Origin of the sequence: Campylobacter sp. CFSAN093227 (assembly GCF_012897855.1) — a bacterium.
GTDB lineage: Bacteria > Campylobacterota > Campylobacteria > Campylobacterales > Campylobacteraceae > Campylobacter_D > Campylobacter_D jejuni.
This window is the reverse complement of sequence record NZ_CP040610.1, coordinates 1551226-1577745: the sequence shown is the minus strand read 5'-3', so window position 1 is coordinate 1577745 and position 26520 is coordinate 1551226. Positions and strand designations below refer to the sequence as shown.

23 protein-coding genes and 1 pseudogene are annotated in these 26520 nt (G+C 28.4%); 17 read left to right on the top strand and 7 right to left on the bottom strand.

Annotated elements, in window-relative coordinates:
* Nucleotides 1–4 precede the first annotated feature (4 nt).
* The 3 genes from rsmD to FBF06_RS08150 are packed head-to-tail and all read right to left on the bottom strand — an operon-like array spanning nucleotide 5 to nucleotide 2134.
* The gene (gene rsmD / locus FBF06_RS08160) at nucleotides 5–688 is read right to left on the bottom strand and encodes a 16S rRNA (guanine(966)-N(2))-methyltransferase RsmD (RefSeq protein WP_002869781.1); all 684 of its coding nucleotides are present in this window, start codon (nucleotides 686–688) and stop codon (nucleotides 5–7) included.
* Nucleotides 681–1064, bottom strand: a complete 384-nt coding sequence (locus tag FBF06_RS08155) for a hypothetical protein (RefSeq protein WP_002826012.1) — start codon at nucleotides 1062–1064, stop codon at nucleotides 681–683. The genes rsmD and FBF06_RS08155 overlap by 8 nt, the downstream gene beginning before the upstream one ends.
* Nucleotides 1061–2134, bottom strand: coding sequence for a DUF5644 domain-containing protein (locus FBF06_RS08150; protein WP_002872345.1), 1074 nt, complete (start codon nucleotides 2132–2134; stop codon nucleotides 1061–1063). Before FBF06_RS08150 ends, FBF06_RS08155 begins: the two co-directional genes overlap by 4 nt.
* An 86-nt stretch (nucleotides 2135–2220) precedes the next feature.
* Between FBF06_RS08150 and FBF06_RS08145 the strand changes: the two genes are divergently transcribed.
* From FBF06_RS08145 to FBF06_RS09905, 3 genes and pseudogenes are all read left to right on the top strand, one after another.
* Nucleotides 2221–3042 carry a thiamine-phosphate kinase gene (locus FBF06_RS08145; protein WP_002887751.1) on the top strand — a complete coding sequence of 274 codons (822 nt, stop codon included), beginning with the start codon at nucleotides 2221–2223 and terminating at the stop codon, nucleotides 3040–3042.
* The gene (gene truD, locus FBF06_RS08140; RefSeq protein WP_002869777.1) at nucleotides 3011–4129 is read left to right on the top strand and encodes a tRNA pseudouridine(13) synthase TruD; all 1119 of its coding nucleotides are present in this window, start codon (nucleotides 3011–3013) and stop codon (nucleotides 4127–4129) included. The genes FBF06_RS08145 and truD overlap by 32 nt, the downstream gene beginning before the upstream one ends.
* A 121-nt stretch (nucleotides 4130–4250) precedes the next feature.
* Nucleotides 4251–4566: pseudogene (locus FBF06_RS09905) on the top strand (hypothetical protein).
* Between the two features lie 157 nt (nucleotides 4567–4723).
* On the opposite strand, the gene prfB reads toward FBF06_RS09905, so the two are convergent.
* Entirely contained in the window at nucleotides 4724–5821 is a 1098-nt protein-coding gene (gene prfB / locus FBF06_RS08130; RefSeq protein WP_002883032.1) for a peptide chain release factor 2, read from the bottom strand.
* A 73-nt stretch (nucleotides 5822–5894) separates the two neighbouring features.
* Here prfB and rimO point away from each other — a divergent pair, with 73 nt between their 5' ends.
* Both rimO and tilS read left to right on the top strand, forming a co-directional pair.
* Nucleotides 5895–7214 (top strand): 30S ribosomal protein S12 methylthiotransferase RimO, encoded by a 1320-nt coding sequence (gene rimO / locus FBF06_RS08125; protein ID WP_038401705.1) that lies wholly within the window; start codon nucleotides 5895–5897, stop codon nucleotides 7212–7214.
* Nucleotides 7204–8169 (top strand): tRNA lysidine(34) synthetase TilS, encoded by a 966-nt coding sequence (tilS, locus tag FBF06_RS08120; protein WP_002858852.1) that lies wholly within the window; start codon nucleotides 7204–7206, stop codon nucleotides 8167–8169. The genes rimO and tilS overlap by 11 nt, the downstream gene beginning before the upstream one ends.
* On the opposite strand, the gene FBF06_RS08115 is transcribed toward tilS, so the two are convergent.
* Genes FBF06_RS08115 through ciaI form a run of 3 tightly spaced genes read right to left on the bottom strand, consistent with a single transcriptional unit; the run spans nucleotide 8152 to nucleotide 10156 of the window.
* Nucleotides 8152–8865, bottom strand: coding sequence for an EI24 domain-containing protein (locus FBF06_RS08115; protein WP_002819467.1), 714 nt, complete (start codon nucleotides 8863–8865; stop codon nucleotides 8152–8154). The two genes, tilS and FBF06_RS08115, sit on opposite strands and share 18 nt — an antisense overlap.
* 1 nt (nucleotide 8866) lies before the next feature.
* Nucleotides 8867–9556: a dUTPase gene (gene dut, locus FBF06_RS08110; RefSeq protein WP_002858851.1), complete on the bottom strand. Its 690-nt coding sequence runs from the start codon at nucleotides 9554–9556 to the stop codon at nucleotides 8867–8869.
* Nucleotides 9557–9592: 36 nt separating this feature from the next.
* The gene (gene ciaI, locus FBF06_RS08105) at nucleotides 9593–10156 is read right to left on the bottom strand and encodes an intracellular survival protein CiaI (RefSeq protein ID WP_002826203.1); all 564 of its coding nucleotides are present in this window, start codon (nucleotides 10154–10156) and stop codon (nucleotides 9593–9595) included.
* A gap of 75 nt (nucleotides 10157–10231) precedes the next feature.
* On the opposite strand from ciaI, the gene FBF06_RS08100 reads away from it, so the two are divergent.
* The 12 genes from FBF06_RS08100 to FBF06_RS08045 all read left to right on the top strand — a co-directional run bounded on the left by FBF06_RS08100 (nucleotide 10232) and on the right by FBF06_RS08045 (nucleotide 26472).
* Nucleotides 10232–10639, top strand: a complete 408-nt coding sequence (locus tag FBF06_RS08100) for a hypothetical protein (protein WP_002781130.1) — start codon at nucleotides 10232–10234, stop codon at nucleotides 10637–10639.
* 71 nt (nucleotides 10640–10710) lie between these two features.
* Nucleotides 10711–11493: a capsule polysaccharide transporter KpsM gene (kpsM, locus tag FBF06_RS08095; RefSeq protein ID WP_002884796.1), complete on the top strand. Its 783-nt coding sequence runs from the start codon at nucleotides 10711–10713 to the stop codon at nucleotides 11491–11493.
* The gene (locus FBF06_RS08090) at nucleotides 11490–12152 is read left to right on the top strand and encodes an ABC transporter ATP-binding protein (RefSeq protein ID WP_002781126.1); all 663 of its coding nucleotides are present in this window, start codon (nucleotides 11490–11492) and stop codon (nucleotides 12150–12152) included. The genes kpsM and FBF06_RS08090 overlap by 4 nt, the downstream gene beginning before the upstream one ends.
* On the top strand, nucleotides 12152–13270 hold the full coding sequence (locus FBF06_RS08085) for a capsule polysaccharide transporter (RefSeq protein WP_002858848.1): 1119 nt from the start codon (nucleotides 12152–12154) through the stop codon (nucleotides 13268–13270). Before FBF06_RS08090 ends, FBF06_RS08085 begins: the two co-directional genes overlap by 1 nt.
* 1 nt (nucleotide 13271) lies before the next feature.
* On the top strand, nucleotides 13272–14930 hold the full coding sequence (locus tag FBF06_RS08080; RefSeq protein ID WP_002889970.1) for a polysaccharide biosynthesis/export family protein: 1659 nt from the start codon (nucleotides 13272–13274) through the stop codon (nucleotides 14928–14930).
* 9 nt (nucleotides 14931–14939) lie between these two features.
* Nucleotides 14940–15887, top strand: a complete 948-nt coding sequence (locus tag FBF06_RS08075; RefSeq protein WP_052782651.1) for a KpsF/GutQ family sugar-phosphate isomerase — start codon at nucleotides 14940–14942, stop codon at nucleotides 15885–15887.
* Nucleotides 15887–16276 carry an adenylyltransferase/cytidyltransferase family protein gene (locus FBF06_RS08070; RefSeq protein WP_002874993.1) on the top strand — a complete coding sequence of 130 codons (390 nt, stop codon included), beginning with the start codon at nucleotides 15887–15889 and terminating at the stop codon, nucleotides 16274–16276. Before FBF06_RS08075 ends, FBF06_RS08070 begins: the two co-directional genes overlap by 1 nt.
* A 215-nt stretch (nucleotides 16277–16491) precedes the next feature.
* The gene (locus FBF06_RS08065) at nucleotides 16492–17460 is read left to right on the top strand and encodes a LicD family protein (RefSeq protein ID WP_228762424.1); all 969 of its coding nucleotides are present in this window, start codon (nucleotides 16492–16494) and stop codon (nucleotides 17458–17460) included.
* Entirely contained in the window at nucleotides 17457–22193 is a 4737-nt protein-coding gene (locus FBF06_RS08060; protein WP_168977626.1) for a CDP-glycerol glycerophosphotransferase family protein, read from the top strand. Before FBF06_RS08065 ends, FBF06_RS08060 begins: the two co-directional genes overlap by 4 nt.
* Nucleotides 22178–23452: a hypothetical protein gene (locus FBF06_RS08055; protein WP_168977625.1), complete on the top strand. Its 1275-nt coding sequence runs from the start codon at nucleotides 22178–22180 to the stop codon at nucleotides 23450–23452. Before FBF06_RS08060 ends, FBF06_RS08055 begins: the two co-directional genes overlap by 16 nt.
* Nucleotides 23436–25304: a hypothetical protein gene (locus FBF06_RS08050; protein ID WP_002901023.1), complete on the top strand. Its 1869-nt coding sequence runs from the start codon at nucleotides 23436–23438 to the stop codon at nucleotides 25302–25304. Before FBF06_RS08055 ends, FBF06_RS08050 begins: the two co-directional genes overlap by 17 nt.
* A gap of 76 nt (nucleotides 25305–25380) precedes the next feature.
* Complete coding sequence (locus FBF06_RS08045; protein ID WP_168977624.1) at nucleotides 25381–26472, top strand: GDP-L-fucose synthase; 1092 nt, start codon at nucleotides 25381–25383, stop codon at nucleotides 26470–26472.
* Nucleotides 26473–26520: the final 48 nt, after the last annotated feature.

The window sequence follows — 26520 nt, the reverse complement described above, 5'->3', positions numbered from 1 at the left end:
TAAGTTAAGAAGCGTAAAAGCTTAAGCTAGTTGATCCAAATTTCTTTTCTTTGACTTTTTGAAAATTTTGGATTTTTTCGGGAGTTTTTATGGTTGAGTGGTGTTCAAAAATGATTAAATTTAAAGTCTTTAAATCTAAATTTTCTAAAAAATGATAAATTTTTTCATAAATATCGCTAAAACCTTCTCTGGTATCAAAAGGTGGGTCAAGATATAAGATGATTTCATTTTTTGAATTTTCTATGAGTTTAGGTAAAATTTCAAAAGTATTTGCATGGATCACTTCTAAATTTGGATCTATATTTTTAGCATTTTCTAAAGCAATTTTATAAGCTTTTGCATCAAGTTCTATAGCATAAGCTTTTAAAGCATGATTACTTAGTGCTTCAGCCGCCATTAAAGCACTTCCTCCAAAGGCTTCAATGAAAATTTTACTTCTTAAATCTTCTCTTATTACATTAAAAACACAACTTTTGACTATGCTTTTAGTACTTCTTGTTGTTGTAAGACTAGGTAAAAGTAGTTTTTTCCCTTTGTATTTACCACTTTCTATATTTGTATAAAGCTTTGTTTCTTTAGTTTTTTTTGTTTTTTCTTTAGGAGGTTTAATTTCTTGTTTTTGAAGAAATTTTTTTCTTTTTTCATTGTGATTAAAAAAGTCTTTAACGCTTATAAATTCATCATTCATCATTAAGTGCTTTTACGAGTTTGTTTTTAAGATCTTTTATGGCAAGATCGATTTTATTTTCATAATCTTTTTTAAATTCCAAAGCAATAGCGTCAATTTTTTCTTCAAGCAGTCTTTTTTGTTCAAGTGCAAGTTGCAAAGCTGCTGCTTTTAAGGCATTATCAAATTCATTTAAAGACTCAAACAAGGCTTCTTTGCTAAATGGTATGCTTAAAAATGGAGAGTTTTTAGAGATGATAAATAAGGGTTTTGCGGTATGAATTTTTTCATCGCTAATGATGAAATCACAATTTTTTTTCATTACCAAATGATCTTTTAAAAAAAGTTCTAAAGTTTTTTCTATGATGAGATCTTTGCATTCTAAAGAGATTTTCATATCAAACTAACCTTTAAAGTGTGATTTTTTAATGATGGAGCTTGTATGCCTTCGATAAGGGCTAAAAACTCAAAACGGCTCAAAATATAAAAGTCTTCAAATTCCCTTCCACTTGTTTGCATAAGTTTTTTAGCACAAGTATCAAAAAGATAAAAATCTTTTTCTTCTTTTACTACCATAAAATCAGCCCCGCTATCATAAGCGTCCAAAACAATATCTGCGGCTATTTTATAGCTTAGCGTAGGATTTAGATTAAGCAAGCTAAAGCCATTATTTTTTATACTGTTTTCATAGGAAATAAATTTAGCCTTAAGTTTCGATTTTAAAGTATCGCAAGCATTAAAACCATAAAAAGCTATATTGAAATCTTTAAAATTATGTTTAATTTCTTTAAGTTCTTTGATCTCATTATCAAAAGCATTGGTTTTAGGTAAATCAAAGTGTAAAATATTTTTATCAAAAAGCCCTAAATTTAAAATTTCATTTTGTAGGTTTTTGATCGTTGTTTCTAAAATTTCATTTTTGCTTTCAAGATGATAAAAAATACCCTTTTCTTTATCTGCTAGAGTTTTTAAAATTTCTATCTTTTTTTCAGGATATTTTTCTATCATTTTTGAAGCCAAATAAAACACTCCATCGCCCATATATTCAGGAAGATAGTCTAAAATTTCACTTGCATAATATAAATAATCATATTTTGCATAAAGTTTTTTATCCTCTTCATCACCAAATTTTTCAAGATATTTGTATTTGTCTAAAAAATCATTTTTATCGATGATAAGATCTTTAATGGCTCTTTTTGTGCTTAAAGGCTCGATACAAAGACTAAAATCAAATTCTTTTGCTATTTTTTCTAAAGGTGTAAAAAGTGGTATGATTTGCTTATTTACAACTATGTAAGTATCTTCATCTTTATCAAAATCAAAATAAATATCATCATCTTGAACTTGCAAAAGCAAATCATAAAAACTTGCAAAATTTTCATAATTATCATAAATATAAGGTTTATAATAAGCCTCATAATCCTTGGTTTTATCAAATCTAAAAATTCTTAATTCTAATTTTTTCATGGTTTTTCCTTAAATATTTTTATATTATATAAAATTATTCTAAAATTCACTAGAATTTAAAAGGAAATTTTATAAAATCACGCATTATGAACAAAGAAGATTTTATTATCAAAGCTTTTTTAAATGAAAAAAATGGCGATGATGGAGCTGTTATTGATGATTGGTGTTTTAGTAAGGATTTGTTTTTTGAAAATGTGCATTTTAAAAGAGCGTGGCTTAGTTTAGAGCAAATCGCTACAAAAGCAATGCTTGTCAATATCTCAGATGCTATTTCAATGAATGCTGTGCCAAAATACGCACTTTTAGGACTTGCTTTACCAAAAAATTTAAGCGAAAATGAGATCAAAGCCTTACAAAAAGGTTTTTTAAAAACAGCTAGGAAATTTAATATAAAAATCATAGGCGGCGATACTATAAGCAATGATAAAATAGACATTAGTCTTACTATCATTTCAAAGATTAACGATAAAGCTGTTTTTAGAAAAGGTTTAAAAAAAGGACATTTACTTGCTTATACAGGAAAATTAGGGCGAAGTTTAAAAGGGCTTGAAATTTTACAAAATGGGGGCACTTTAAAACCAAACCATGTATTTATAAAGCCAAAATTAAGAGCTAGTTTTTTTTATGAAGTCGCACCTTTAATTTCTTGTGCTATGGATATTTCAGATGGTTTAAGCAAAGATTTATCAAGACTTTTAGCCTTAAATAAATGCGGTATTTCTTGGTTTAAAAAACTTGATGATTATACGCTTTATAGCGGAGAAGAATATGAAATTTTGTTTGCTTTTGATGAAAAAGAACGGCAAAATATAGAAACAATAGCCAAAAAACACGGCGTGAAATTAAATATCTTTGGAAAAGCAGTGAAAGGAAAATATGAATTTAGCGGAAGAGAACACCATTTTTAAGCCTTTGTATAGCTTAAAACATAGTCCTATTAATGCGTATTTTAGTAAAAATAGCGATGATTTTGTAGTGCGTGAAAAGCCTTTGTATGAATTTAGCGGCAAGGGTGAACATCTTATTTTGCATATCAATAAAAAAGATTTAACCACAAATGAAGCTTTAAAAATTTTAAGTGAAGCAAGCGGGGTTAAAATAAGAGATTTTGGTTATGCAGGGCTTAAAGACAAGCAAGGATCAACCTTTCAATACCTTTCTATGCCTAAAAAATTTGAGAGTTTTTTGTCAAATTTTTCTCATTCTAAACTTAAAATTTTAGAAATTTTTACCCATGAAAACAAGCTAAGAATAGGGCATTTAAAAGGAAATTCTTTTTTCATACGCTTAAAAAAAGTTTTGCCAAGCGATGCTTTAAAGCTAGAACAAGCTTTGATGAATTTGGATAAACAAGGTTTTGCGAATTATTTTGGTTATCAGCGTTTTGGAAAATTTGGGGATAATTATAAAGAAGGGCTTGAAATTTTGCGTGGCAAAAAAATGAAAAATGTAAAAATGAAAGAGTTTTTAATTTCAGCTTTTCAAAGTGAGCTTTTTAATCGCTATTTGAGTAAAAGAGTGGAGTTATCACATTTTGCAAATGATTTTAGCGAAAAAGAATTGATCCAAATTTATAAAATTTCTAAAGAAGAAGCTAAGGAACTTAAAAAACAAGAACAATTTTTTAAGCTTTTAAAAGGTGAGGTTTTAGGGCATTATCCTTTTGGAAAGTGTTTTTTATGCGAGGATTTAAGTGCTGAGCTTGGGCGTTTTAAGGCAAGAGATATAAGCGCCATGGGGCTTTTAATCGGTGCTAAGGCTTATGAAACAGGAGAAGGTTTGGCCTTAAATTTAGAAAATGAAATTTTTAAAGATACTTTGGAGTTTAAGGCTAAAATGCAAGGTTCAAGACGCTTTATGTGGGGATATTTAGAAGAGTTAAAATGGCGTTATGATGAAGAAAAAGCTCATTTTTGTATAGAGTTTTTCTTGCAAAAAGGCTCTTATGCTACTGTGGTTTTAGAAGAAATTTTGCATAAAAATTTGTTTGAGTGAAATAATTATGAGTTAAATTTTTACGTGATTTTTACTTTAGAATTTATTGCAAAAATGATATTTAAATTTTAAATTTAGGTATAGTTATATTAATTTAATTTTAAAACTAGGAGCAAAAATAATGAAAAAGATTTTAACAAGTGCTTTGGCTTTAGGAGCTATGACTTTGATTGTAGATTGTGGCGATGGCGATTTAGTCGAGTTAAAAAACAATGGCAACGATCAAGCTATGTTTGATTTAGGTAATCAAGAGATTATGAAAAAATATCCAAAATTATAAACTTTATGATTATACTTCAGTCAGAACAATTAGTGATATTAACAATCCAGAAGGCAAAATTAAAGAAATGAAGCGTGATTTAGAAATAGATAAAACTCCATACTCAAACTATGTTTTCTTATTAAATCCAAACGATAAAAAGACTATAAAGTTGTGAGTGTTTATTGCGATAAAGATTTTAAGAAAAGAGTTTATTATTCTGTGAATGATGCTCTTAGGTTTTATGCAAGATAATAAAACAAGCGGGAAAATCCCGCTATCTTTCTAATTTTTTTATACCGACATTTTGCAGAAATTACTTATTTTTAAGCCTGTTACTCCGCTTTTAAGGCAATTAAAACGCCTTCTATCATTTTCTTAATATCCCCATCAAGGATATTATCCACTTGAGAAAAAGCTTCTCCACTGCGATTGTCTTTGACTTGCTGATAAGGGAAAAGCACATAAGATCGGATTTGATGCCCCCAGCCTATCTCGCTTTTTTCTCCAGCATTAGCACTATCTTGTTGTTTCATGAGTTCAAGTTCATAAAGGCGAGATTTTAGCATTTTAAAAGCGGTGGCTTTGTTTTTGTGCTGACTTCTGTCATTTTGGCATTGTACGACTATGCCGGTTGGAAAATGCGTGATTCTCACAGCCGATTCTGTTTTATTGACATGTTGTCCGCCTGCACCGCTTGCTCTGTAATAATCTATTCTTATGTCTTTTTCTTCGATTTCAATTTCTATATCATCATCAAGTTCAGGGCTTACCATAACACTTGAAAAGCTTGTATGGCGGCGTCCTGCACTATCAAAAGGAGAAGTTCTTACCAAACGATGGATACCATTTTCAGCCTTTAAATAACCATAAGCATTTTCGCCTTTAACTAAAAAGCTCACATCTTTAAGCCCTGCTTCTTCGCCTTCTTGAAAGTCTAGAGTTTCGACTTTAAAACCTTCTCTTTCACAAAATCTTAAATACATTCTATAAAGTATGCTTGCCCAGTCATTACTTTCTGTTCCGCCCGCACCTGGATGAATGGAAACAATGGCATTTTTACCATCATTTTCCCCACTTAAAAGCATGGAAATTTCAAGACTTGTGATGGTATCTTCAAGTTTTGGTGCGTCATTAAATAAAGCTTCAAGCGTTTCTGTATCGTTTTCGCTATTGGCTAGATCGAAAAGTTCGTTTGCGTCATTTAGCGCATTAAAAGCATTTTCATAGTTTTTAAGTAGATTGGTGATTTTAGTTTTTTCTTTACCTATGATTCCTGCTTGTTTAACATCACTCCAAAAAGAAGGAGAATTTTCAAGCTCTTCGATTTCTTTAAGCCTTGTTTGGATATTTTCAGGCTTGATGATGGAGGCTATGTTGCCGACTTTGTTTTTTAAAGTTTTTAAAAGTTCGCTAAATTCGTAATTATCCATAAAATTTCTTTGCTATAATTATATTTTTAAAGTCAAAAATTATATCAAAAGAAAACTTTAATATAGGAAAAAAATGTCAAAACTTTATCTTATGTCTTTAGGTTGTAATAAAAATTTAGTCGATAGTGAGATCATGCTAGGGCGCCTTAGTGCTTATGAACTTTGCGATGAATCAAGCAAAGCCGATGTTATAATCGTAAATACTTGTGGTTTTATCGATAGTGCAAAAAAAGAAAGTATTAATGCGATTTTGGATTTGCACGAACAAAGAAAAAAAGATTCTCTTTTGGTGGTTACGGGTTGTTTGATGCAGCGTTACCGCGAAGAACTTATGAAAGAACTTCCTGAGGTTGATCTTTTCACAGGTGTGGGTGATTATGAAAGAATCGATGAAATGATACTTAAAAAAACAAATTTATTTTCAAATTCGACTTATTTGCAAAGTGAAAATTCTAAACGTATTATCACAGGTTCAAATTCCCATGCTTTTATAAAAATCGCCGAAGGTTGTAATCAAAAATGCTCTTTTTGTGCTATCCCAAGTTTTAAAGGCAAGTTAAAATCTCGCGAGATAAGTAGCATTATAGCTGAGCTTAAAGATTTGGTAGCTAGAGGTTATAAGGACTTTTCTTTTATTGCACAAGATACGAGTTCTTATTTGTTTGATAAGGGTGAAAAAGATGGGCTTATACGCTTAATCGATGAGGTGGAAAAAATCAAAGGCATAAGAGCGGCTAGAATTTTATATCTTTATCCTACGAGCGCGAGTGAAGCTTTGATCAAACGCATTATAGCTTCTGAAATTTTTGTAAATTATTTTGATATGCCTTTGCAGCACATAAGTGATAATATGCTTAAAATCATGAAGCGTGGGGCAAATAGCACAAGACTTAAAGAAATGCTAAATTTAATGAAAAGTGCGCCAAATAGCTTTTTACGCACGGGCTTTATCGTAGGGCATCCAGGTGAAAGTGAGGCAGATTTTGAAGAGCTTTGTGAGTTTGTTAAAGACTTTGGTTTTGATAGGGTGAGTGTTTTTGCGTATTCTAAGGAAGAAGATACAGCCGCTTTTGATATGGAGCAAGTGCCTTTTAAAGTGATCAATAAAAGGCTTAAAATCATAGAAAAAATTGTTGATGAAGTGATAGAAAAAAGTTTTGAAAAAGAAGTAGGGCAAAAGCGTTTAGTAGTTTGCACAGGAGAAAGTAGCGAGGGAGAGTTTTTTATCGCAGCTAAAGATTTAAGATGGGATAGAGAGATTGATGGGGAAATTCTTATTAATGAAAGCGAATGTGGAAATTTGGAAATGGGGCAAATTTATGAATGTGAAATTTTACAAAACCTTGATAAAAAACTCCTTGCTAAGGCTTTAAGAAAAGTAGATGCAAATTAAAGATGAAATTTTAGCCCTTTTAAAAAGGGGTAAAAATTTACTCGCTTTTTCTTATGGAAGTGATTCTAGTGTGCTTTTTTATCTTTTAATGCAAGAAAAGATCGACTTTGATCTTGTGATGATAAATTACAAAACTAGAAAAAATAGTGATTTAGAAGAGTTAAAAGCCAAAGAACTTGCTTTAAAATTTCATAAAAAAATTTTCATAAAACACGCTCCTAAATTTCAAAGTAACTTTGAAAAAAAAGCCAGAGATTTTCGCTATGATTTTTTTGAAAAAATTTGTCTTGAGCAAGGTTATGACCATCTTATCTTAGCCCATCATTTAAACGATCAATTTGAATGGTTTTTGATGCAACTTTCACGAGGCGCAGGTTTGGCTGAAATTTTAGGTATGCAAGAGTGTGAAAAACGCTCAAATTATACACTTTTACGCCCTTTACTCTTTATAAGTAAAGATGAAATTTCATCTTTTTTAAAAGAAAAAGATATTTTTTATTTCCATGATGAAAGTAATGAAAATGAAAAATATTTTAGAAATTATATAAGAAAAAATTTCTCTAATGCCTTTGTGAGTGAATTTCATCAGGGTTTAAAAAGAAGTTTTTCTTATCTTGATGAAGACAGGAAAAAACTTTATGATTTTGAAAATATCAAAGAAATTCAAGGACTTCTTATTTGCCCTAAAAATGAAAGCTTGATTGCTAGAGCGGTGAAAATGAAAGGTTTGCTTTTAAGCACGGCACAAAGAAAAGAGCTTTTAAAGGGTGATTGTGTTTTAGGTGGTAAAATAGCACTTGCATATAAAAACGAACAAGCTATTGTTTTTGAGTATGAAACTTGTCAAAAATTACCTAAAAATTTCAAAGAAGAGTGTAGAATAGCTAAAATTCCAAGACTTTTAAGAGCTTATTTATACAATCACAAAATCGATATTTCAAGCCTTAGCTTTTAGTTTTAAAATTCTTTGATAGCTTAAATGTGTGAGAAAAATCACAAAAAATACTTGCAAAAAAAGTCCTAAAAGTGGTACTGATGAGAGTAGATAAAAACAAAGAGTGCTAAATTTAAACTCTAAAGGCGAAAAATCAGAATGAAAATTTTTAAAACTTTCTTTGTCTAAAATCGTGCTTGTAACATCAATCATTAAAAGTTTGTGAAAGAGATAATAAAAAGCAAGATAATATACAAAAATATTTATAAAAGGTAAAAATAAAGCCAAGGTGCAAAGCAATAAAATCCCTATAAATTTTATAAATATTTTAAAAATTTCAAAGATAGTTTTTAAGGTTGAAACTTCGTTTGTATTATCATAATGGTAATATTTTTGGTTGATTTCTTTAGCGATAAAAGGAGTAAGAAAAGAAGTGATAAAAAGGGCTAAAAAAACCGAAGCAAAAACAACAATAAAACCTGAAAATAAAAAACTTATGATGGTGATTAAAATTTGTACAAAATGAAGAGCATAAAACCACGCCCAAAACGAATCTTCTCCAACGCTAAATAAAGAATTAAAATAATCAAGCAAGGCCGAAAAGCCAAGTACTCCTAAAAAAAGCATCAGTATAAGGCTAAAAATCAAAGGAATTAAGGCAAATTTTAAAAATTTAAGACTTAAAAAATCTTTGATTGCAAGTTTTAAAATATCCAAATTATGCCTTTTTGTAGCATTCTTCTAGTTTTTTATAAATAGTATCAAAATCAAGCTCTTGTTCTAAAATTTGAGCTAAAACTTCATTGTCTTCTTTGCCATTCCAAGTTTTTTTATAGCTGCCATCTTTGTAACCATTGTTTTGTCTAAAAATATTTAAAACATTTTTACCTATGTAGGTCTTATAAAGAATTTCAAGATTTAGCCCACATTTAATAGCTAGGGTAAAATAGGTTGAAAGTAATTCTCCAAGATTAAATCCAAAACCACTGCATTTATGGATAATAAGCTCTATATCATTTAAAATGCCATAAATATCACCCTCATTAGGGTATTCTTCTTCTTTGCAAAAATCTTGAAACACGCTTACAGCATTAACTTCTGTGGCTATAGCTTTGAAATCTTTATTGTTTTTATCGCGATACTCTTCAAGTAAAAGACTTAAAATAAAATGCCAAATATCGACAATCTCTATACGCACATTTTCCCAATTTGTTGGACTTGAAATATTTTTCCAATGTTTCCATGTAAAAGAGTCTATAAGTTCTGCACATTCCATATAAATACAGCGTCTCCAACTGATCAGTTTTCCTTCTTTGGTGTAGCCATTTTCCCAATTTAAGCCGTTTGTTTCATCGTTGAGTTTTTGTTGGAGTTTGAGCATATTTTCTAAAATTTCGATATTTGTCATTTAAAAACTCCTTGATAATTTTTAATATTATATGATTTAAGCGTAAAGATTTAAACTATCATCTGTCTTATCTTGATTTTCCTTGGCTTTTTCTTGCTGTTTTTCAAGTTGTTTTTTCATTTGTTCTAAAACTTCATCAAGAAGTTTTTTGCTATCTTCAAGCATGGAAGCATTGATATCTTTATCATCTGTTTGATTTTGTTTTAGTAAATCACTGAGTTTATTTGTAAAATTATTCATAATAGCATTTTGATGGTTTTCATCATTTGGTGTTGGTAGAACATTTGCCATTTGCATAGCTGATTCTATAATTTCTTTTGGCTTTAACTCTCCGACTTTAGAATTTGCTAAAAAGTCTTTGATCATAGGTTCAACTTCTTTCATAGCATTTTTAATCTCATCAAGATCATTTTGTGTGAGCTTAGAGCCTTCAAAAGTAAAACTAAAGCCATACTGACGCTTAAGATTAAGAGTTTTACCTTCTTCATTATTTGCATAACTCACGCTTTGATTGTCATACATAGATAAGGCTAAATGTTTGCCACTTTTTGTTGTATAATCCATCGAAAAACTTTGGTTTTTGCTAGCATCAATTTGCATTTCTTCCCCTTATATTTATAGTTTAAATTAAAAATCGGTTATTTTTAAAAATATTTTAGTATAATTTTTACAATTATGGATGAAAGAATTTTAGAATTTATAAAAAATGAGCAGCTTTTATCTTGGGCTATGATTGATGAAAAAGGTGTTTATACAGCTAGTGCTTTTTATGCTTTTGATGAGAAGAATTTAGCTTTTATTATCGCTTCTCATGAAGATACTAAGCATATAAGATTAGCCAGTGAAAATTCAAGTATAGCACTTAATATAGCCAAAGAAAGTAAAATAGCCTTTTTAAAAGGTGTGCAAGCTAAGGCCGAGTTTAAAATGGCAAGCAAGGAGCAAATGAAAATTTATTTTTCTAAATTTCCCTTTGCTAAACTTGATAAAAGTGCAAAAATTTATGCCTTAGAGCTTTTTTGGCTTAAATTTACTAACAATGCTTTAGGACTTAGTAAAAAGCTTGAGTTTTGTAAAAAATAAATTTTTATGATTTTGTTTAAAAAAATGAGTTATGATTATGGTTTATGTAAATTGTTAGGTATAGAAAATAAATGTTAAATGTAATTCACGCTTTATTTTTTAGAGAGTTAAAAACTAGATTTGGAAAAAATAGGTATCTTGGATATATATGGGTAGTTGGAGAGCCTATGAGTGTTGTGCTTTTGGTGACTATTATAGGAACTGTTATTAGGGAATATCATCATCAAATTATGCCTGAAGGAATTTCTATTTTTATGTTTTTGATTTCAGGCATTATGCCTTTTTTTATGTTTAGAAGTATAGTAACTCAGCTTATGAATGGAATAGGGGCAAATTTATCTTTGTTTGCCTATAAACCTGTAAAACCTATACATGTATTTATTGCTAGAACTTTGCTTGAATTTTGTATTTATTTTGTGATTTTTATCACTGTGCTTTTTTTTGCAGGGTGGTTCTTTAGACTTGATGTATTTCCTGTTCATTTACTTGGAGTTTTATTTTGTATTTTTTTACTCATATGCTCAGCTTTTGCTTTAGGGATTTGTTTTGCTATTGTTTGGCACTTTGTAGAACCTTTAAGAACTTTATTAGCTTATTTTAGTATAGTATTTTATTGGAGTTCTGGGATTATATTTCCCACCTGGTTAACTCCTCGTCCTTTACTTGATATATTTTATTACAATCCTTTGCTTCACATAATGGAGCTTTTAAGATTTAATTTTTTTGAAAATTATCCTTTGCAAGATGAATATAGTTATTTTTATGCTATATTTTGGATTTTACTTGTTTTATTTATAGGGCTTTTTATTTACTACTATAATAGACAAGCTCTAACGGCGGCAAAAAAAGAATGATAAAGCTAATTAATCTAACTAAATCTTATCCTTTATTTAGTGGTGGAAGGCATTATGTTTTTAAAAATTTTACTTTTGAATTTCCTGAAAATTGTAGCATAGGTTTAATGGGATATAATGGCGCAGGCAAGTCCACTCTCATGAGACTTTTAAGCGGAGCAGAGCTTCCTGATAGTGGCAAGATAATTACTAATAAAAAATTATCTTGGCCTTTGGGTTTAAATGGAGCTTTTCAAGGTTCTTTAACTGCCAGAGATAATGCTAAATTTGTAGCTAGGGTGTATGGATACAAGGGTAAAGAACTTCAAGAAAAAGTAAAATTTGTGGAAGATTTTGCTGAAATAGGAAAATTTTTTGATGAGCCTATGAAGACTTATTCTTCGGGAATGAGTGCTAGAATAGCTTTTGGACTTAGTATGGCCTTTGATTTTGATTATTATTTAATCGATGAAGCTGGAGCTGTTGGAGATCCTGCTTTTAGGGAAAAAAGCGTGAAATTATATAGAGAAAGATTAAGCAAATCAAAGGTGATTATGGTATCTCATAATGTAGCTGAAATTAAAGAATGGTGTGATAAAATAATTTATATGAAAAATGGACAAATTACGGTTTATGATGATGTAGATGAAGGAATAGCTGTATATCAAGGAAAAGCTTAATGGAAGAAAATAAAACTTTATTAGAAAAAATCAAAGATTTAAGTGTATTTGATTCTTTTAAAATTGTTTGGTTTATAATGATTTTTGTTGTGATTTATTATACATTGATTGCAGCGCCAAGATATGTAAGCACGATGATTTTAGATGTTAGATCAACAAGTGGAGAAAGTGCTCAAACAAGTGGAATCTTGTCTTTGCTTAGTAGTACTTCTACAGCAAGCGAAGATTTAAATTATCTAAAAGGTTATATAGAATCAAGTGATATGTTAAAAATTTTGGATGAGAAAATTAAACTTAAAAGTCTTTATCAAGAACAACATATAGATTTGCCTTTTAAAATTTGGGATTCAAGTTCGATAGAATCTTATCTTAAATATTACCAAGCAAGAGTTAAGGTGCATACGGATGAAACTACTAAGCTTTTGCAGGTAGAAGTAGAAGGTTTTACACCTAAATCAGCTCATTTGATTGCTCAAACTATTATGCAAGAAAGCGAAAAGTTTATCAACGAAATCTCTCATAAAGCAGCTAGAGAACAAATGGCTTTTGCTGAAAATGAAGTACAAAAATACAAAGAACGATATCAAAAAGCACAAAATGATTTGATTGCTTTTCAAAATAAATATGGGGTTTTTGATCCCTTGAAACAAGCTGAAGCTAAAGCAAGTTTGGTTGCGCAAATTGAGACTAATTTAGCTCAAAAAGAAGCTAAACTTTTAACTTTACAAAGCTATATGAATGATGCAGCACCTGAAGTAGTAGCACTTAAAGCAGAAATTGAAGCGATTAAAAAACAGCTTTTAAGGGAAAAATCTAAAATTTCAGCTAACAATTCTTCTCAAAAGCTTAATGATTTGGCTGCTAAATTTCAAGATCTAACTATAGAAGCTACTTTTGCGCAAAAAGCTTATGAAGCAGCTTTAAAAGCTTATGAAAGTGCTAGAATAGAAGCATTAAGAAAAATAAAACAACTTGTCATCATTCAAAGTCCAGATATTCCAGAAAGCGCAAAATATCCTGAAAGAATTTATGATATTTTAACAGCATTTATTGTATTATCTTTGATTTTTGGGATTGTTAAATTTATTAAAATGATAATAGAGGAGCATAAGTATTAAAATGAAAAAAATATTAATTTTACTTTTTAGTTGTATTTTATGTTTTGGAGCTGTGGATGTTTCACAAATCATTTCAGCAGAGGATCAAGGTTCTACTACAACTAGCATAGATCAAAATTTAAGCTCAAATTATGATATAGTAAATAAAGAAAATAATCTTACAAAAATTCATCAAATTTTAGTATTCGGTGCTCATCTTTTTAATGGAAATTTTAAAAATTACAATCAAAGAGTTTATAACCCAGATTATAAGATTGCAGTCGGTGATCAAATCAGTCTTAAAATTTGGGGAGCTGTTGAGTTTTCGCAAGTTTTAGTGGTGGATTCTCAAGGAAATATTTTTATCCCTAAAGTAGGAGCTGTAAATTTACTAGGTGTGAAAAATAGCGCCCTTGTAAGTGTTATAAAAGCACGTGTTAATAAAATCTATAAAAGCAATGTTTTTGTTTATGCAGATATGAATGCTTATCAAAATGTCAGTGTTTTTGTAACAGGAAGTGTTAATGCTCCAGGACTTTATCAAGGACTTAGTTCGGATTCAGTGATACAGTATCTTGATAAAGCAGGGGGTATAAATTTAGAATATGGAAGTTTTAGAGATATTCAAATTTTGCGTAATAACAGCGTGATAAAAAATATTGATTTATATGATTTTTTACTAAAAGGGCAAATGGATCTTTTTCCTTTTAGAAGCGGAGATGTTATTTTAGTAGGAAATGTTCAAAATTACGCTTTTGTTGATGGTGATGTGCAAAGACCTTTTCGTTTTGAACTTTCAAATGATATTAAAACTTTAGCTGACTTAGCTAGAGTATCAGGTGCTAAACCTATCGTGACTAATGCTATCGTAAAAAGTTATGGTGAAGATCATAAACTTGATGTCAGTGCTTATAATAAAATGCAATTTTCAAAAGTTTTACTTAGAACGGGAGATGAGGTAGAATTTCACCCTGAGTATGTTTCTAAAAATATAACTATAAGTGTAAATGGCGAGCATAATGGTTTAAAAACTTTAGTTGTGGGTAAAGGAACGACTTTAGAAGATATTTCTAAATTAATTAAAGCCAATCCACAATCAAACATGCAAGCTTTACAAGTGTTTAGAAAAAGTGTAGCTAGAACTCAAAAAGAACTTATCAATGCTCAGCTTAAAGAGCTTGAAACTCTAGCTTTAACTAGTGGTTCTGTTACAGCTCAAGGTGCAGCTATAAGAGCTCAACAAGCAAAAACGATTTTAGAATTTATCCAAAGAGCTAAGCAAGTAGAGCCTAAGGGTCAAATTGTCATTGATAATCCAAAGTCTTATAATTCGGTTATTTTAGAAGATGGTGATACTATTAATGTACCAAGTAAGAATAATCTCATCATAGTTCAAGGTGAGGTTTCTTTACCTGGAGCTTTTGTGTATGATAAGGGCAAAGATTTAAGATATTATATCAATCTTGCAGGAGGTTATGGAGAAAGAGCGGATACTTCAAAAGTTTTGGTGATACGAAGCAATGGAAAAGCTGAAAAATATCATAGTGGTATAGATATGAAACCAGGCGATTCTGTGTTGGTATTGCCAAAAGTAGATAGTGAGAATTTGCAAATTTTTTCAATGTTAACTCAAATTCTTTATCAAATTGCTATTGCAACCAATGTTGTGCTTAATCTTTAAGGTTTAAAAATGAATACTCTTGAAATAGCCAAAGAAGTCTTTGAAAAAGAAGCACAAGCTATTTTAGATTTGGCTAAAAATTTAGATGAAAATTTTAATCAAGCTGTGAATTTGATGCTAAATACCAAAGGGCGTTGCATAGTCAGTGGAATGGGTAAATCAGGTCATATAGGTGCTAAGATAGCAGCTACTTTAGCAAGTACAGGAACGCCAAGCTTTTTCATCCATCCAGGAGAGGCTTTGCATGGAGATCTTGGAATGCTAACTCCTGAAGATGTTTTAATTGCTATTTCAAATTCAGGAGAAACTGAAGAAATTTTAAAAATCATTCCAGCTATAAAAAAGCGTAAAATTCCACTTATAGTAATGTGTGGTAAAAAAAATTCCACCCTTGTAAAGCAAGGCGATATATTTTTAAATATAGCTGTGGAAAAGGAAGCTTGTCCTTTGCAGCTTGCTCCTATGTCTTCGACAACCGCAACTTTGGTTATGGGGGATGCTTTAGCTGCTGCTTTGATGAAGGTAAGAAATTTCAAGCCTGATGATTTTGCCCTTTTTCATCCAGGGGGGAGTTTGGGGCGTAAGCTTTTAACCAAGGTAAAAGATCTTATGGTTTCAAGTAACCTTCCTATAGTGCATCCTGATACTGAATTTAACGATCTTGTTGATGTGATGACTAGTGGAAAGCTAGGGCTTTGTGTGGTACTTGAGAATGAAAAATTAGTGGGTATCATCACTGATGGGGATTTGCGTCGTGCTTTAAAGACAAGCGATAAACCAAGATTTGATTTTAGAGCCAAAGAAATCATGAGTACAAATCCTAAAGTAGTCGATGCTGATGCTATGGCAAGTGAAGCAGAGGAGATCATGCTAAAACATAAAATCAAAGAAATTATAGTAGGGAAAGAAGAAAGGGTTATGGGGATTATCCAGCTTTATGCTATAGGGAGGGTATAGTGAAAAATGTAATAACTTTTGGTACTTTTGATTTGTTTCATTATGGTCATTTAAGGATTCTAGAAAGAGCCGCATCTCTTGGAGATAAATTAATTGTTGGTGTATCATCAGATTCTTTAAATTTTGCTAAAAAGCATCGTTATCCTATATACAGCGAGCAAGAGAGATTAAATATAATATCTTCATTAAAATGCGTGTCTTGTGTATTTTTAGAAGAAGCATTGGAATTAAAAAGAGATTATCTTTTAAAATACCAAGCAAATATTTTAGTTATGGGAGATGATTGGAAAGGTAAATTTGATTGTTTTAATGATATTTGTGATGTAATTTATTTTGAAAGAACCCCAAGTATTTCAACGACAGAAATTATTGAGAGAATTAAATTATGAATTTAAAAGGTATATTTCGCAAAAGCTTTCGTGAAAGCAAAAAGGGGTATTTGCATTTAATTCTGTTGCATATGGTTTTGATATATTTAATGCAGAAAAAAAGTAGACATTATATTTTTTTAAAATTGTGCAGTTATTTATCCAAAGTAAACATGAAGACGGTTTTTTATTATCAGGCTGAATTTTATTTTTTTTACGCTAAGTATAAAAAAGCTTTGAATTATATTGATTTATTTTTAGAAAAATATCCTTTAAATATAGATGGTAAATTACTTAAAATACAATTATTATATTTATTGGGCGATAAAACCAAAGCTTTATATGAATTAGAAAAAATTCAACAAGAATCTAATCGTTTAAAAATATGGATGTTAATGAGCAAGTTGGTTAATACTAAAATAGAACTTAAAAATATGGAAAAATTGTATTTAAAATACATAGAAAAAAAAAGAAATATTAGCACAAAGATTGAAATTCAAAAATATATATCTAGTGCTGCAGCTAGCATTGAAGCTTATGATATAGCTGAACATTATCTAAAAAATTCATTAAAGCTACATGAAAAATTTTCTTTAAAAAATACTAAAAAAAAATACTTTTCAAAATATGATGCCTTGATAGCTTTGGAAGATTTATCTAGTGTTTTTAATTCATTAAATATAAAGTTTTTTTTAGTCAGTGGTACTTTTTTAGGTTGTATTAGGGAAAAGAATTTTATATCAAATGATTATGATATTGATGTTGGGGTTTGGGAAGAAGATTTTAGCAATGAATTAAAAATAGCTTTAGAACAATATGGTACTTTCTATATTCATGATCCAAAATGGAAAGGTGGGATTAAGCTTAAACATATCAATGGTATATTGATTGATATTTTTATTCACTATAAAGATGGTTGCAAGCATTATCATTTAGGATCTGCTGTTAAATGGTATAACTCAACTTTTGATTTAATTAAGTATGATTTTTTAGGTAAAGAATATTTTGGTTTTAAAGAATATGATCGTTATTTAAGTGAAAATTATGGCGATTGGAGAATTCCCAAAAAAAATTTTGATAATATTCTAGATACTCCAAATGCGGTAATTTTTAATGAGCAAGAATATAAGTTACATCTTTATAGATCGTTCTTTAAAAAAATACAAAAGTATAAAATAAAAATAAATATTAGGGAGAAAAAATGAAGTATTGTATGTTTGGGTTATATTTTTTATTCGCTTCTATACTATATAAGAGAAAAAAATATCAAGCATCTAAAAAGTATTTTATTAAAGCATCTAACAATTTTAGAGATAATGCCAAAGCATATTTTAAAACGGGAATGTGTTGTTTTCATTTAAAAGAATGGAATGATGCTAAAGTTTTTTTTGAGCAAGCATGTTTTCTAAAAGAAACTCCAAATTGGAGAAAACAATTAAAACAAGTTTATAATCATTTAAAATTTGGTTTTTTTTTAGAGCAAAAATTATGGTGGAAAGAAGTTGATAGACTTAAGCAAGAGTTAAATCATGGAAATGAACAGAATTTCATTCTCTTAAGAGATTTAGCAATTGCTTGTGAAGCTATGAAAAGATATAACGATGCAGTAAAATATTACAAAGAGTCCATTTTAATTCAAGAGAAACAAAAGATACCAATTGAATCTGTATGGTATTATAGGCTTGGTTTTTGTTGTGAGAAAATTAAAGATATAGTTTTATCAAATAAATTTTATGGATATGCTATAAAATTTGACGAAGAATTAGAATCTGATATATATGGTATAGGCGTTTTTCATGAAAAAATGGGTTATTGGAGTGAAGCTAATGTAGCTTATTTAAACAAAATCCAAGAGCTAGAGATAGTATATTTAGATAAAATATTTTACAAAATAGCTTTTAGTTTTGAAATGCTTTATGATTGGAAAAATTCTGAAAAGTATTATCATAAGGCTATAGAAAATAACTATCATTGTTCTGTGTATCATTATAGATTGGGGGTAGTTTTAGAAAAGCAAAACAAGATTGAACAGGCTTCTATATTTTATACAGAAGCTTTTAAAAGAGACTCTTATTGTCGTGTAGAGTATTTTTATAGATTGGCTAATTGTTTAATGAAGCTAGAGTATCACAAAGAGGCATGTAAAATCTTTGCTCAAATCAATAGAATTAATAATAATATTTTTGATCAAAATTCAAATTTTTTAAAAGATGATTTTTTTAGACAAAAAGTTATATATTTGGATTATTATGAAAATGAAGATATTTTACAGAATGCTATCTTATATCAAACACATACTGCACAGTTTATGTCATGTAATCCCTATGCGATTTTTTTACATCTTTTAAATGATCCCCGATTTGATAATTTTATCCATATATGGGTATTACAAGATTTCGAATCTATTCCTTTAGAATTTAGACAAAATAAAAAAATTATTTTTGTAAAATATTTTTCTAAATTATATTTTAAATATTTAGCAAGCGCAAAATACTTGATTAATTCTGGATCTTTTTGTAGATTTTTTATAAGAAAACCTGAACAAAAATACTTGGCAACTTGGCATGGAACACCATGGAAATATTTAGGAAAGGATATGAGACGGGGTTTCATGGAATTTGAAGTTACCCAGAAGGACTTTTTACAATCAACCCATATTATATCTCCAAATAAGCATACATCTGAAGTTTTAATGCAAAAACATGATATTGAAAATATTTTCCAAGGAAAAGTTTATGAGAGCGGTTATCCTAGAATTGATATTACTTTAAAAATAAATAATTTTAAAAAACAACAAATACGAGAAAGACTAAATATTAAAATTGGTGATAAGGTTATATTGTATGCACCAACATATCGCAATTCATTTGAAAATGCGGAATTAAATATTGAAAAACTTATTAAAGATCTTGAAATATTTAAAAAATCTGGATTTGTTGTTGTATTTAGAGGTCATTATAATTTAGAAGACAAACTTAAAGATAATGGGATTCCAAGTGTTCCTAGAGATATAGATACTAATGAGCTTTTATCAATAGTTGATGTATTAATAACTGATTATTCTTCAATTGCATTTGATTTTATGGTTTTAAATAGACCAATTATTTACTATATTTATGACTATGAGGAATACAAAAATCAACACGGCTTATATTTTGATGTTGAAATGTTAAATTCTGTTTATTGTAAAACTCCTCAAGAAGTTTTAGGAATTTTGAAAAATCCATTAATGCTTGAGAAATGTAAAATTTCTCAAGAGATTAAAGATATGTTTGTATTAAATGAAGATGGTGCTGCAACGCAAAGAGTTATTGAATTTTTCTTTTTTGATAATTTTAAAGATGAAAAAATATATAAAAATTTTAATAATAAAGTAAATTTATTAATTTACCCTGGAGGTTTGGGTAATAATGGCATGAGTGTATCTTTTGTAAATTTTTTAAATTATTTAAATTTAAATGAGTATAATGTCTATGTTGCTATTGATTCATGGCAAGTTAGACAAAGTCCAACTTGCATGAAATATATTAATCAAATAAGAGATAAGGTTTATATTCTAGGCAATCCTAATATTTTAAGTCAAACTCAAGAAGAAAATTGGTTGCTAAGTAATCCTGTTTATAAAAATAAACGAGCAAATCAAGAGCAAGAAAATATTTTTGCAAGATGCTTTGAACGTGATTTTAGATGTTTATATGGGGATTCGAAATTTAATTCTTTGATTAGTTTTGATGGTTATGGGGAGTTATGGGTTTATAGATTTGCATATGCTAAAACAAATGCAAAAAAGATTATTTATCTTCACAATGATATGAAAGGCGAATTTGATGTAAGATTCCCGTATCTTGAAAAAATTTTTAATGTTTATAAATATTTTGATCACATTTTTTCTGTTTCAAGAGAATTAAGTGATTTAAATAGAGATAATTTATCTGATACTTATCAAGTAGAGTGTGATAAATTTGATTTTATGAATAATATTATAGATTATAAAAATATATTATTTAAAAGTGGTTTTGTTTTAGAGTATCTAGAAGATGAAAGTATTTTTAATGATGGTGGAAAAGTTTTTATTAATATTGCTAGATTATCACCAGAAAAAAATCAATTAATGCTTATTAAAGCTTTTCAAAAAATTAGCTCAGAATTTAATAACATTAAGCTAATGATACTAGGCGATGGACCTTTAAAAGAAGATTTAAAATTGTATATTTTAAAAAATAATATTAAAAATGTATATCTTCTTGGAAATAGAAATAATCCTTATCCTTATTTAAGAAAAGCTGATTGTTTTATATTGAGTTCATTGCATGAAGGGCAGCCTATGGTTTTACTCGAATCACTGGTGTTAAAAAAACCAATAATAGCAACAAATATAACAGGCAATAGATCGGTTTTAAATTCACGTGGAGGATTATTGGTAAATCCTGATATTGATAGTTTGTCAAAAGCTATGATAAAATATTTAAAAGAATCTATTCAAACTTGTAATTTTGACTTTGTCGAGTATAATAATATTATTTTGGAAAAATTTAATTATCTTTTTGGAGTTAGTTTCGAAGGGTATAAAAATGACAGGTGTATATTGTCTCCATGTATCATTATGGCAAAGCCTGATGGCTTTGGTATGAGACTGTTTGCGATGATGGCAGGGTTATTGTTATCCGAAAAAACTAATTTGCCATTTTATTTTAAATGGGGAAAGATTGAAGATGTGATAGGGAATACACATGAAATGTTCAATTCTATAAAGCATATTCCATTTGCATTAGGTAAAGTTAGTGATATATTTAGTGAAGAATTTATACAAAAATATTACATTGATGATTGTAAAGATATATCAAGCAATCATGGATTTGGAATTCATCAAGAGAAAAAAACTTTTAATGATATAAAAAATGGTCCTTTCGAGCAAAAATGGGGTTGGTATGCTCCAGGAATAGAAGGTGGAGCATTAAGTAATTGGATAGAAGGCTATAATGAAGAACAATGTTATAAAGATTTTGCAGAGATTTACAAGAAAATAAAATTTTCAAACAAATATCAAAATATAATTAAATATGCTGAACAAACTGCTAGTAAATTGGGCGAATTTATAGCAATACATATCAGAGGTGCAGATATAGTTTATTCTTCAACATATAAAAAGGCTTCTTTATATGCTTTTGTGGGAGATAAATATTTTCCATATGAAATTGCTATAGAAATTATAAAAAATAAAATTAAAGATTATAAAATTGTGATTTTTAGTCAAGATATTATTGCTAGCAAAAAATTAATTGATTATTTTAATAATGAAAAAATTATTTTAGCTGATCAGTTTGCTTCTGAATTTTTAGATGTTACTGAAAGGGCGTTTTTTGAAATGAATTTTCTTTCTTATGCAAAATTGATTTATACTCCAGGAATTTCTTTGCAGAAATCTGCATTTTCTCAATGTCCTTCTTTTTTCTCTGGTATCAAAAAAGATATTTCATTTCATGAAATTTTTTCCAAAGAAAAGCAGTATCAAATCATTGAAGAAAATATTAATAAATTGCAGTTAGATTCTATGTATAAATCCATGGCATTTTTTAGATTATACCAATTATCTTTAGATCTAAAAAAAGATTTTAAAATATCCTTGCAGTTTATAGAAAAAGCTATGCTTGAAGATGCTAGCAATACAGCTTGGATAATTCATTGGATTCATTTAAATTTGCGTTATGATCATTATGATATTGTAGAAAAATACTTAGATAAAAATTTAGTTAAAATACAACATGATTTATTGGTAACTTTGTTATTGTTTAGGGGTAAAATTTACAAAAATATATGTTTTGATTTAATGAAAATAAAAAAAAGATGTGAAAAATATTCAAATCTTTTATTTTTAATTAATGAAATTAGTAGATCTATGAAAAAACAAAAAAAAGGTATTGCATGGAAAAAAAATTAGCAGTTCATTTGTTTGGTGCTTTAAGAACTTATGAACAAACTTATAAAAGTTTTTTTGATAATATTATAGATGCAAATGAGCAAGATGGTTGGAAAATAGATATATTTTTACACACATGGGATCAATTTGATACTGGAAGTGCTCATTCTCATTTAAAGTATCCAGGATTAACAGGTGTAAAGATAGGAATTCATGATTTGGAAGAAATTATAGGAATTTATCAACCAAAAAAATATCTTATAGAATCCCCTATTTCGGATGGCAATAAATCTGGAATGTATGTTACTTTGGAAAAGGTAAATTCTTTAAAATTGGATTATGAAAAAGAATGTGGCGTGAAGTACGACTATCATTTGTATACAAGACCTGATATTATGTTTTTTAAACCTTTAAGATTGGATGAGTATATTAAGGTTTATAATCCCGTTCGAAAACCGCAAAATGGTTGGGAAGGCGTATTTCGAGAGTTTCCTTTGCCACCTAAAACAAATTTTTGTTCATCCAATGCTTTTAGGTTTGGCTTATTGGATTCTAGAATGCCAAATGAAGGTGATTTAGTATGGTTTAGTAATTTTGGCTTAGTTAAGCATCCACATAAGGCATATTTAGAGGATGAAAGTATATATAACATATTTATCAAGTATAGATGGGAGTATGAATTTAGGCCTTGGCGTTCTGGAATGCAACAAATCAATCAATATATGTTTGTTGATATTAAAAAATCAGATTTAGATGCTCTTAATCAAAAAATTTTAATTCTAAATGAAGAAAAATTATCCTTGCAAAAAAGTTTAGATTCTCTTCCGATAAAAAAACAAAATATGGAATTAATTTGTTTAGAGCAAGATATTGAAATTAAAGATTTACAGCTTTATCAATTGCGAAAAAAAATTGGGTTAAATCATAAAGATAATATTATTTATTCTAATTCCGCTAAATTTATAATATATAATCATCTGTCTTATAAATTAGGAAGGATTTTAATAAAATATAATTCTTTTTTTGGCTACATTAAATTACCTTTTATATTATGGGCTGTTTTTATTGTCCATAAAACAGTTGATTTTAAATTTAAATCTTTACCTTTAAAAAATTATACAGATTATGATGAAGCTATAATAGAAAAAAATAGCACAACATATCAACTTGGAGAAAAGTTTATAAAAGCTTGTAAATCTTGGTATAAAGGAGGATTAATTAAATTTTTCTTCCAAATTCGTAATATTAATAAGGTTAAACAAAATGCAAGGAAATATTAAAAATGCACTTGAAGAATGGAATTTTGATATAATTCAAGATATTTACAAGGAGGATTTAGCTAAGCAACAGTCTAAAGAGTATATAGATTTCTTATATCAGATTGGAAATGTAGATGAATTAATTTTATTATTTAAAAATACACCACAACAAAATTGGTGGAATGATATGTATTTTGGTAATTTTTGCGAGTTTTATAATTTTTTAGTTGAAATAAAAACACTTGACGATGAAAAAATAATTGATTATATTAAAAAAGAAAAATACACTCCATTATGTATCAATTATATAATTTCTCAATGGATTTTAAATTTTTGTTTAAAAAAAGAATCTATTGTAATATTATTACCTTATGTAGTTAAAAATAGTTTTTTTATAATTTTTCAATCTTTTTTTATTAAACGAGTTATTGATTATTTTTCTTGTATAAATAAAGATTTTTTTTGCAATGAAGTAAGAAATATATTAACTATTTTACAAGAAAATTTTCATACAAAGATGACTATCGGTGCTAGAGTTTATTATGAAAAATTTCTATTAAATTATAATTTTAATACTTTTCATACTCAACATTTAAAATCTCCAAAAAAAATCGCTTTATGTATAAGTGGTGCTATGAGAGGAGTAGAGTGGGAATTAAATTTAAAAAAAGTGATAGAAAGTTTTCAGTTTGATGTTGATGTTTTTTTATTTACTTGGGATTCAAAATTTTTGTGGCCAGGTTTAAATGGAGCAGGAGGAAATTGGGCTAAAAGATTATTAGATGAAACATTATTAAAATCTATTCCTCAGGAAATTATGCATAAAAATAATTTAAAACAATATTTTCCAAATGTTTTTTCTAAATTAAATCAAGAATATTCCGTTCGGCTCGATGCTGAAAGGTTGGAAAATATAAATAACATTAAACGAGTAATTATAGAAAATCAAGAAGATTTTTTAAAAAAATATCCTTTAGATGGAAACAATTTATTTATTAATGCTTCGAAAATATGGTATTCTAATTATCAATTATTAAAATCATTGGTTCAGTATGAAGCGGAAAATAATTTTCAATACGATTTTATTATTAAAGTTAGGCCTGATGTAGAGTATAATATAAATTTTTCAATCGATAAACTTGAAAAATTATATATAAATGATCTTATGATAAAGCACCATGAAAGTTTATATGGTGGACTTAACGATAATTTTGCTGCTGGACGAAGAGGAGCAATGGAAATTTATTTATCACTATGGAAATATGGTTTTTTGAATAAATCCATAGATTTTTTTAAAAATTTTCCTAATTTTAATTCAGCTCATAATCTTTTGCAGCAATTTTGTTCTTTAATGAAAATAAATTGTATATGTTTGGAATCTAATACTATAAAGAACTTTTATTTTGTAGATTTTATACCTCCAAATTTTACTAAAGAATTGAAGTTAGATTGCAAAAGAATAAAAAATAATATTGAGCTGGAAGAAAAACTATCTAGCAGTATTGACTTTTTGTTAAAATATGAAGAATACTCTAAAAAAGGTCAATTGTATAATATGGTTAATAAGTCATGTGGTCATTTATCTTATAAAATAGGAGTGATATTAATCCATAATTCTAAAACTTTTATAGGTATATTAGGAATACCTATAAAAATTCTTGTTTGTTTGCATCATCATCGGTATCGCACTAGACATTTAATATCGAAAAATTATTATAATTGTCACTCTGAAACTATAGAAGAAAGTTTTACTTATAGACTAGGAAAGTCTTTTATACAAGCAAGTAGGAATTGGTATAAAGGTGGATATATTAAATTTTGGTTTGATTTATATAAACTTAAAAAAGAATATAAAAATAAAAAAGGCAAATAATGGCAATAGAATTTAATATAGTAAAAATTAAAAATTATACAAGTTCCAGATTTTTCAATGGGAGTGGGAATGAGTAATGCAAAAAGATTCTAAAATTTATATAGCGGGTCATAGTGGTCTTGTGGGCAGTGCTATGCTTAATGAACTTAAGCAACAAGGTTATAAAAATCTTGTTTTTAAAACTCACTTTGAGCTCGATTTAACAAACCAAAAGGCTGTGGCTGATTTTTTTGAGAGAGAAAAGCCAGAATATGTTATTTTAGCTGCGGCAAGAATAGGAGGTATTTCATCACATCTTTTTTATCGTGCTGATTTTATTTATCAAAATTTAATGATAGAGTGCAATGTTATTCATAATGCTTATTTGCATAAAGTAAAAAAGCTACTTTTCATAGCTTCAACTACAGTTTATCCTAAAAATGCAACATTACCAACTAGTGAAGATCAAATGTTAAGTGGAGATCTTGAGTATACTAACAAACCTTACGCAATCGCTAAAATTTCAGGCTTGATGCTTTGTGAAAGTTACAATTTGCAATACAATACAAATTTTATAGCAATCACTCCTACAAATTTATATGGCAGTAATGATAAATTTGATCTCGAAAAATCTCATGTATTGCCTGGAATTTTAAGAAAAATGCATTTAGCGAAGCTTTTAAATGAAAAACGATATGAGGACTTATTAAATGATTTAAAATTTGATTCCATTGAAGAAGCTAAGAATTATTTAAAAAAATTTGGTGTAGATGAGAATAATGTTGAAATTTGGGGTAGTGGAAAACCGACAAGAGAATTTTTACATAGTCAAGATTTAGCAAATGCTTGTTTATTTATCATGAATAATATAGATTTTAAAGATTTAAAAGGTGGTAATACTGAGATTATCAACACTCATTTAAATATAGGCCCACATAAGAATATCACTATTAAAGAATTAGCAGAATTAATCAAAAATATAGTAGGATTTAAGGGAAATTTAGTTTTTAATTTAAATCGCCCAGATGGTGCAATGCAGAAATTTACAGATTGCTCAAAAATTCATTCTTTAGGTTGGAAACATAAAATTGATTTAGAAAAGGGAATTCACATGATGTATGAATGGTATAAAAATAATCAAGAAACTCAGAATAACAATAACAGCTCGATTAGATGGGGGGGGGATTAAGCTTTGAATACTTTATCTTTTCAAACATTCAATCTTTTTATACAAATA

Bases quoted from the DNA above. Each gene is read 5' to 3' on its own strand.
- FBF06_RS08060 (WP_168977626.1), top strand. From the start codon at position 17,457: ATGAAGTATTGTATGTTTGGGTTATATTTTTTATTCGCTTCTATACTA.
- FBF06_RS08090 (WP_002781126.1), top strand. From the start codon at position 11,490: ATGATAAAGCTAATTAATCTAACTAAATCTTATCCTTTATTTAGTGGT.
- FBF06_RS08075 (WP_052782651.1), top strand. From the start codon at position 14,940: ATGAATACTCTTGAAATAGCCAAAGAAGTCTTTGAAAAAGAAGCACAA.
- kpsM (WP_002884796.1), top strand. From the start codon at position 10,711: ATGTTAAATGTAATTCACGCTTTATTTTTTAGAGAGTTAAAAACTAGA.
- FBF06_RS08080 (WP_002889970.1), top strand. From the start codon at position 13,272: ATGAAAAAAATATTAATTTTACTTTTTAGTTGTATTTTATGTTTTGGA.
- rimO (WP_038401705.1), top strand. From the start codon at position 5,895: ATGTCAAAACTTTATCTTATGTCTTTAGGTTGTAATAAAAATTTAGTC.
- FBF06_RS08155 (WP_002826012.1), bottom strand. From the start codon at position 1,064: ATGAAAATCTCTTTAGAATGCAAAGATCTCATCATAGAAAAAACTTTA.
- tilS (WP_002858852.1), top strand. From the start codon at position 7,204: ATGCAAATTAAAGATGAAATTTTAGCCCTTTTAAAAAGGGGTAAAAAT.
- FBF06_RS08150 (WP_002872345.1), bottom strand. From the start codon at position 2,134: ATGAAAAAATTAGAATTAAGAATTTTTAGATTTGATAAAACCAAGGAT.
- dut (WP_002858851.1), bottom strand. From the start codon at position 9,556: ATGACAAATATCGAAATTTTAGAAAATATGCTCAAACTCCAACAAAAA.
- prfB (WP_002883032.1), bottom strand. From the start codon at position 5,821: ATGGATAATTACGAATTTAGCGAACTTTTAAAAACTTTAAAAAACAAA.
- FBF06_RS08055 (WP_168977625.1), top strand. From the start codon at position 22,178: ATGGAAAAAAAATTAGCAGTTCATTTGTTTGGTGCTTTAAGAACTTAT.
- ciaI (WP_002826203.1), bottom strand. From the start codon at position 10,156: ATGCAAATTGATGCTAGCAAAAACCAAAGTTTTTCGATGGATTATACA.
- FBF06_RS08145 (WP_002887751.1), top strand. From the start codon at position 2,221: ATGAACAAAGAAGATTTTATTATCAAAGCTTTTTTAAATGAAAAAAAT.
- FBF06_RS08050 (WP_002901023.1), top strand. From the start codon at position 23,436: ATGCAAGGAAATATTAAAAATGCACTTGAAGAATGGAATTTTGATATA.
- FBF06_RS08085 (WP_002858848.1), top strand. From the start codon at position 12,152: ATGGAAGAAAATAAAACTTTATTAGAAAAAATCAAAGATTTAAGTGTA.
- FBF06_RS08100 (WP_002781130.1), top strand. From the start codon at position 10,232: ATGGATGAAAGAATTTTAGAATTTATAAAAAATGAGCAGCTTTTATCT.
- truD (WP_002869777.1), top strand. From the start codon at position 3,011: ATGAATTTAGCGGAAGAGAACACCATTTTTAAGCCTTTGTATAGCTTA.
- rsmD (WP_002869781.1), bottom strand. From the start codon at position 688: ATGAATGATGAATTTATAAGCGTTAAAGACTTTTTTAATCACAATGAA.
- FBF06_RS08045 (WP_168977624.1), top strand. From the start codon at position 25,381: ATGCAAAAAGATTCTAAAATTTATATAGCGGGTCATAGTGGTCTTGTG.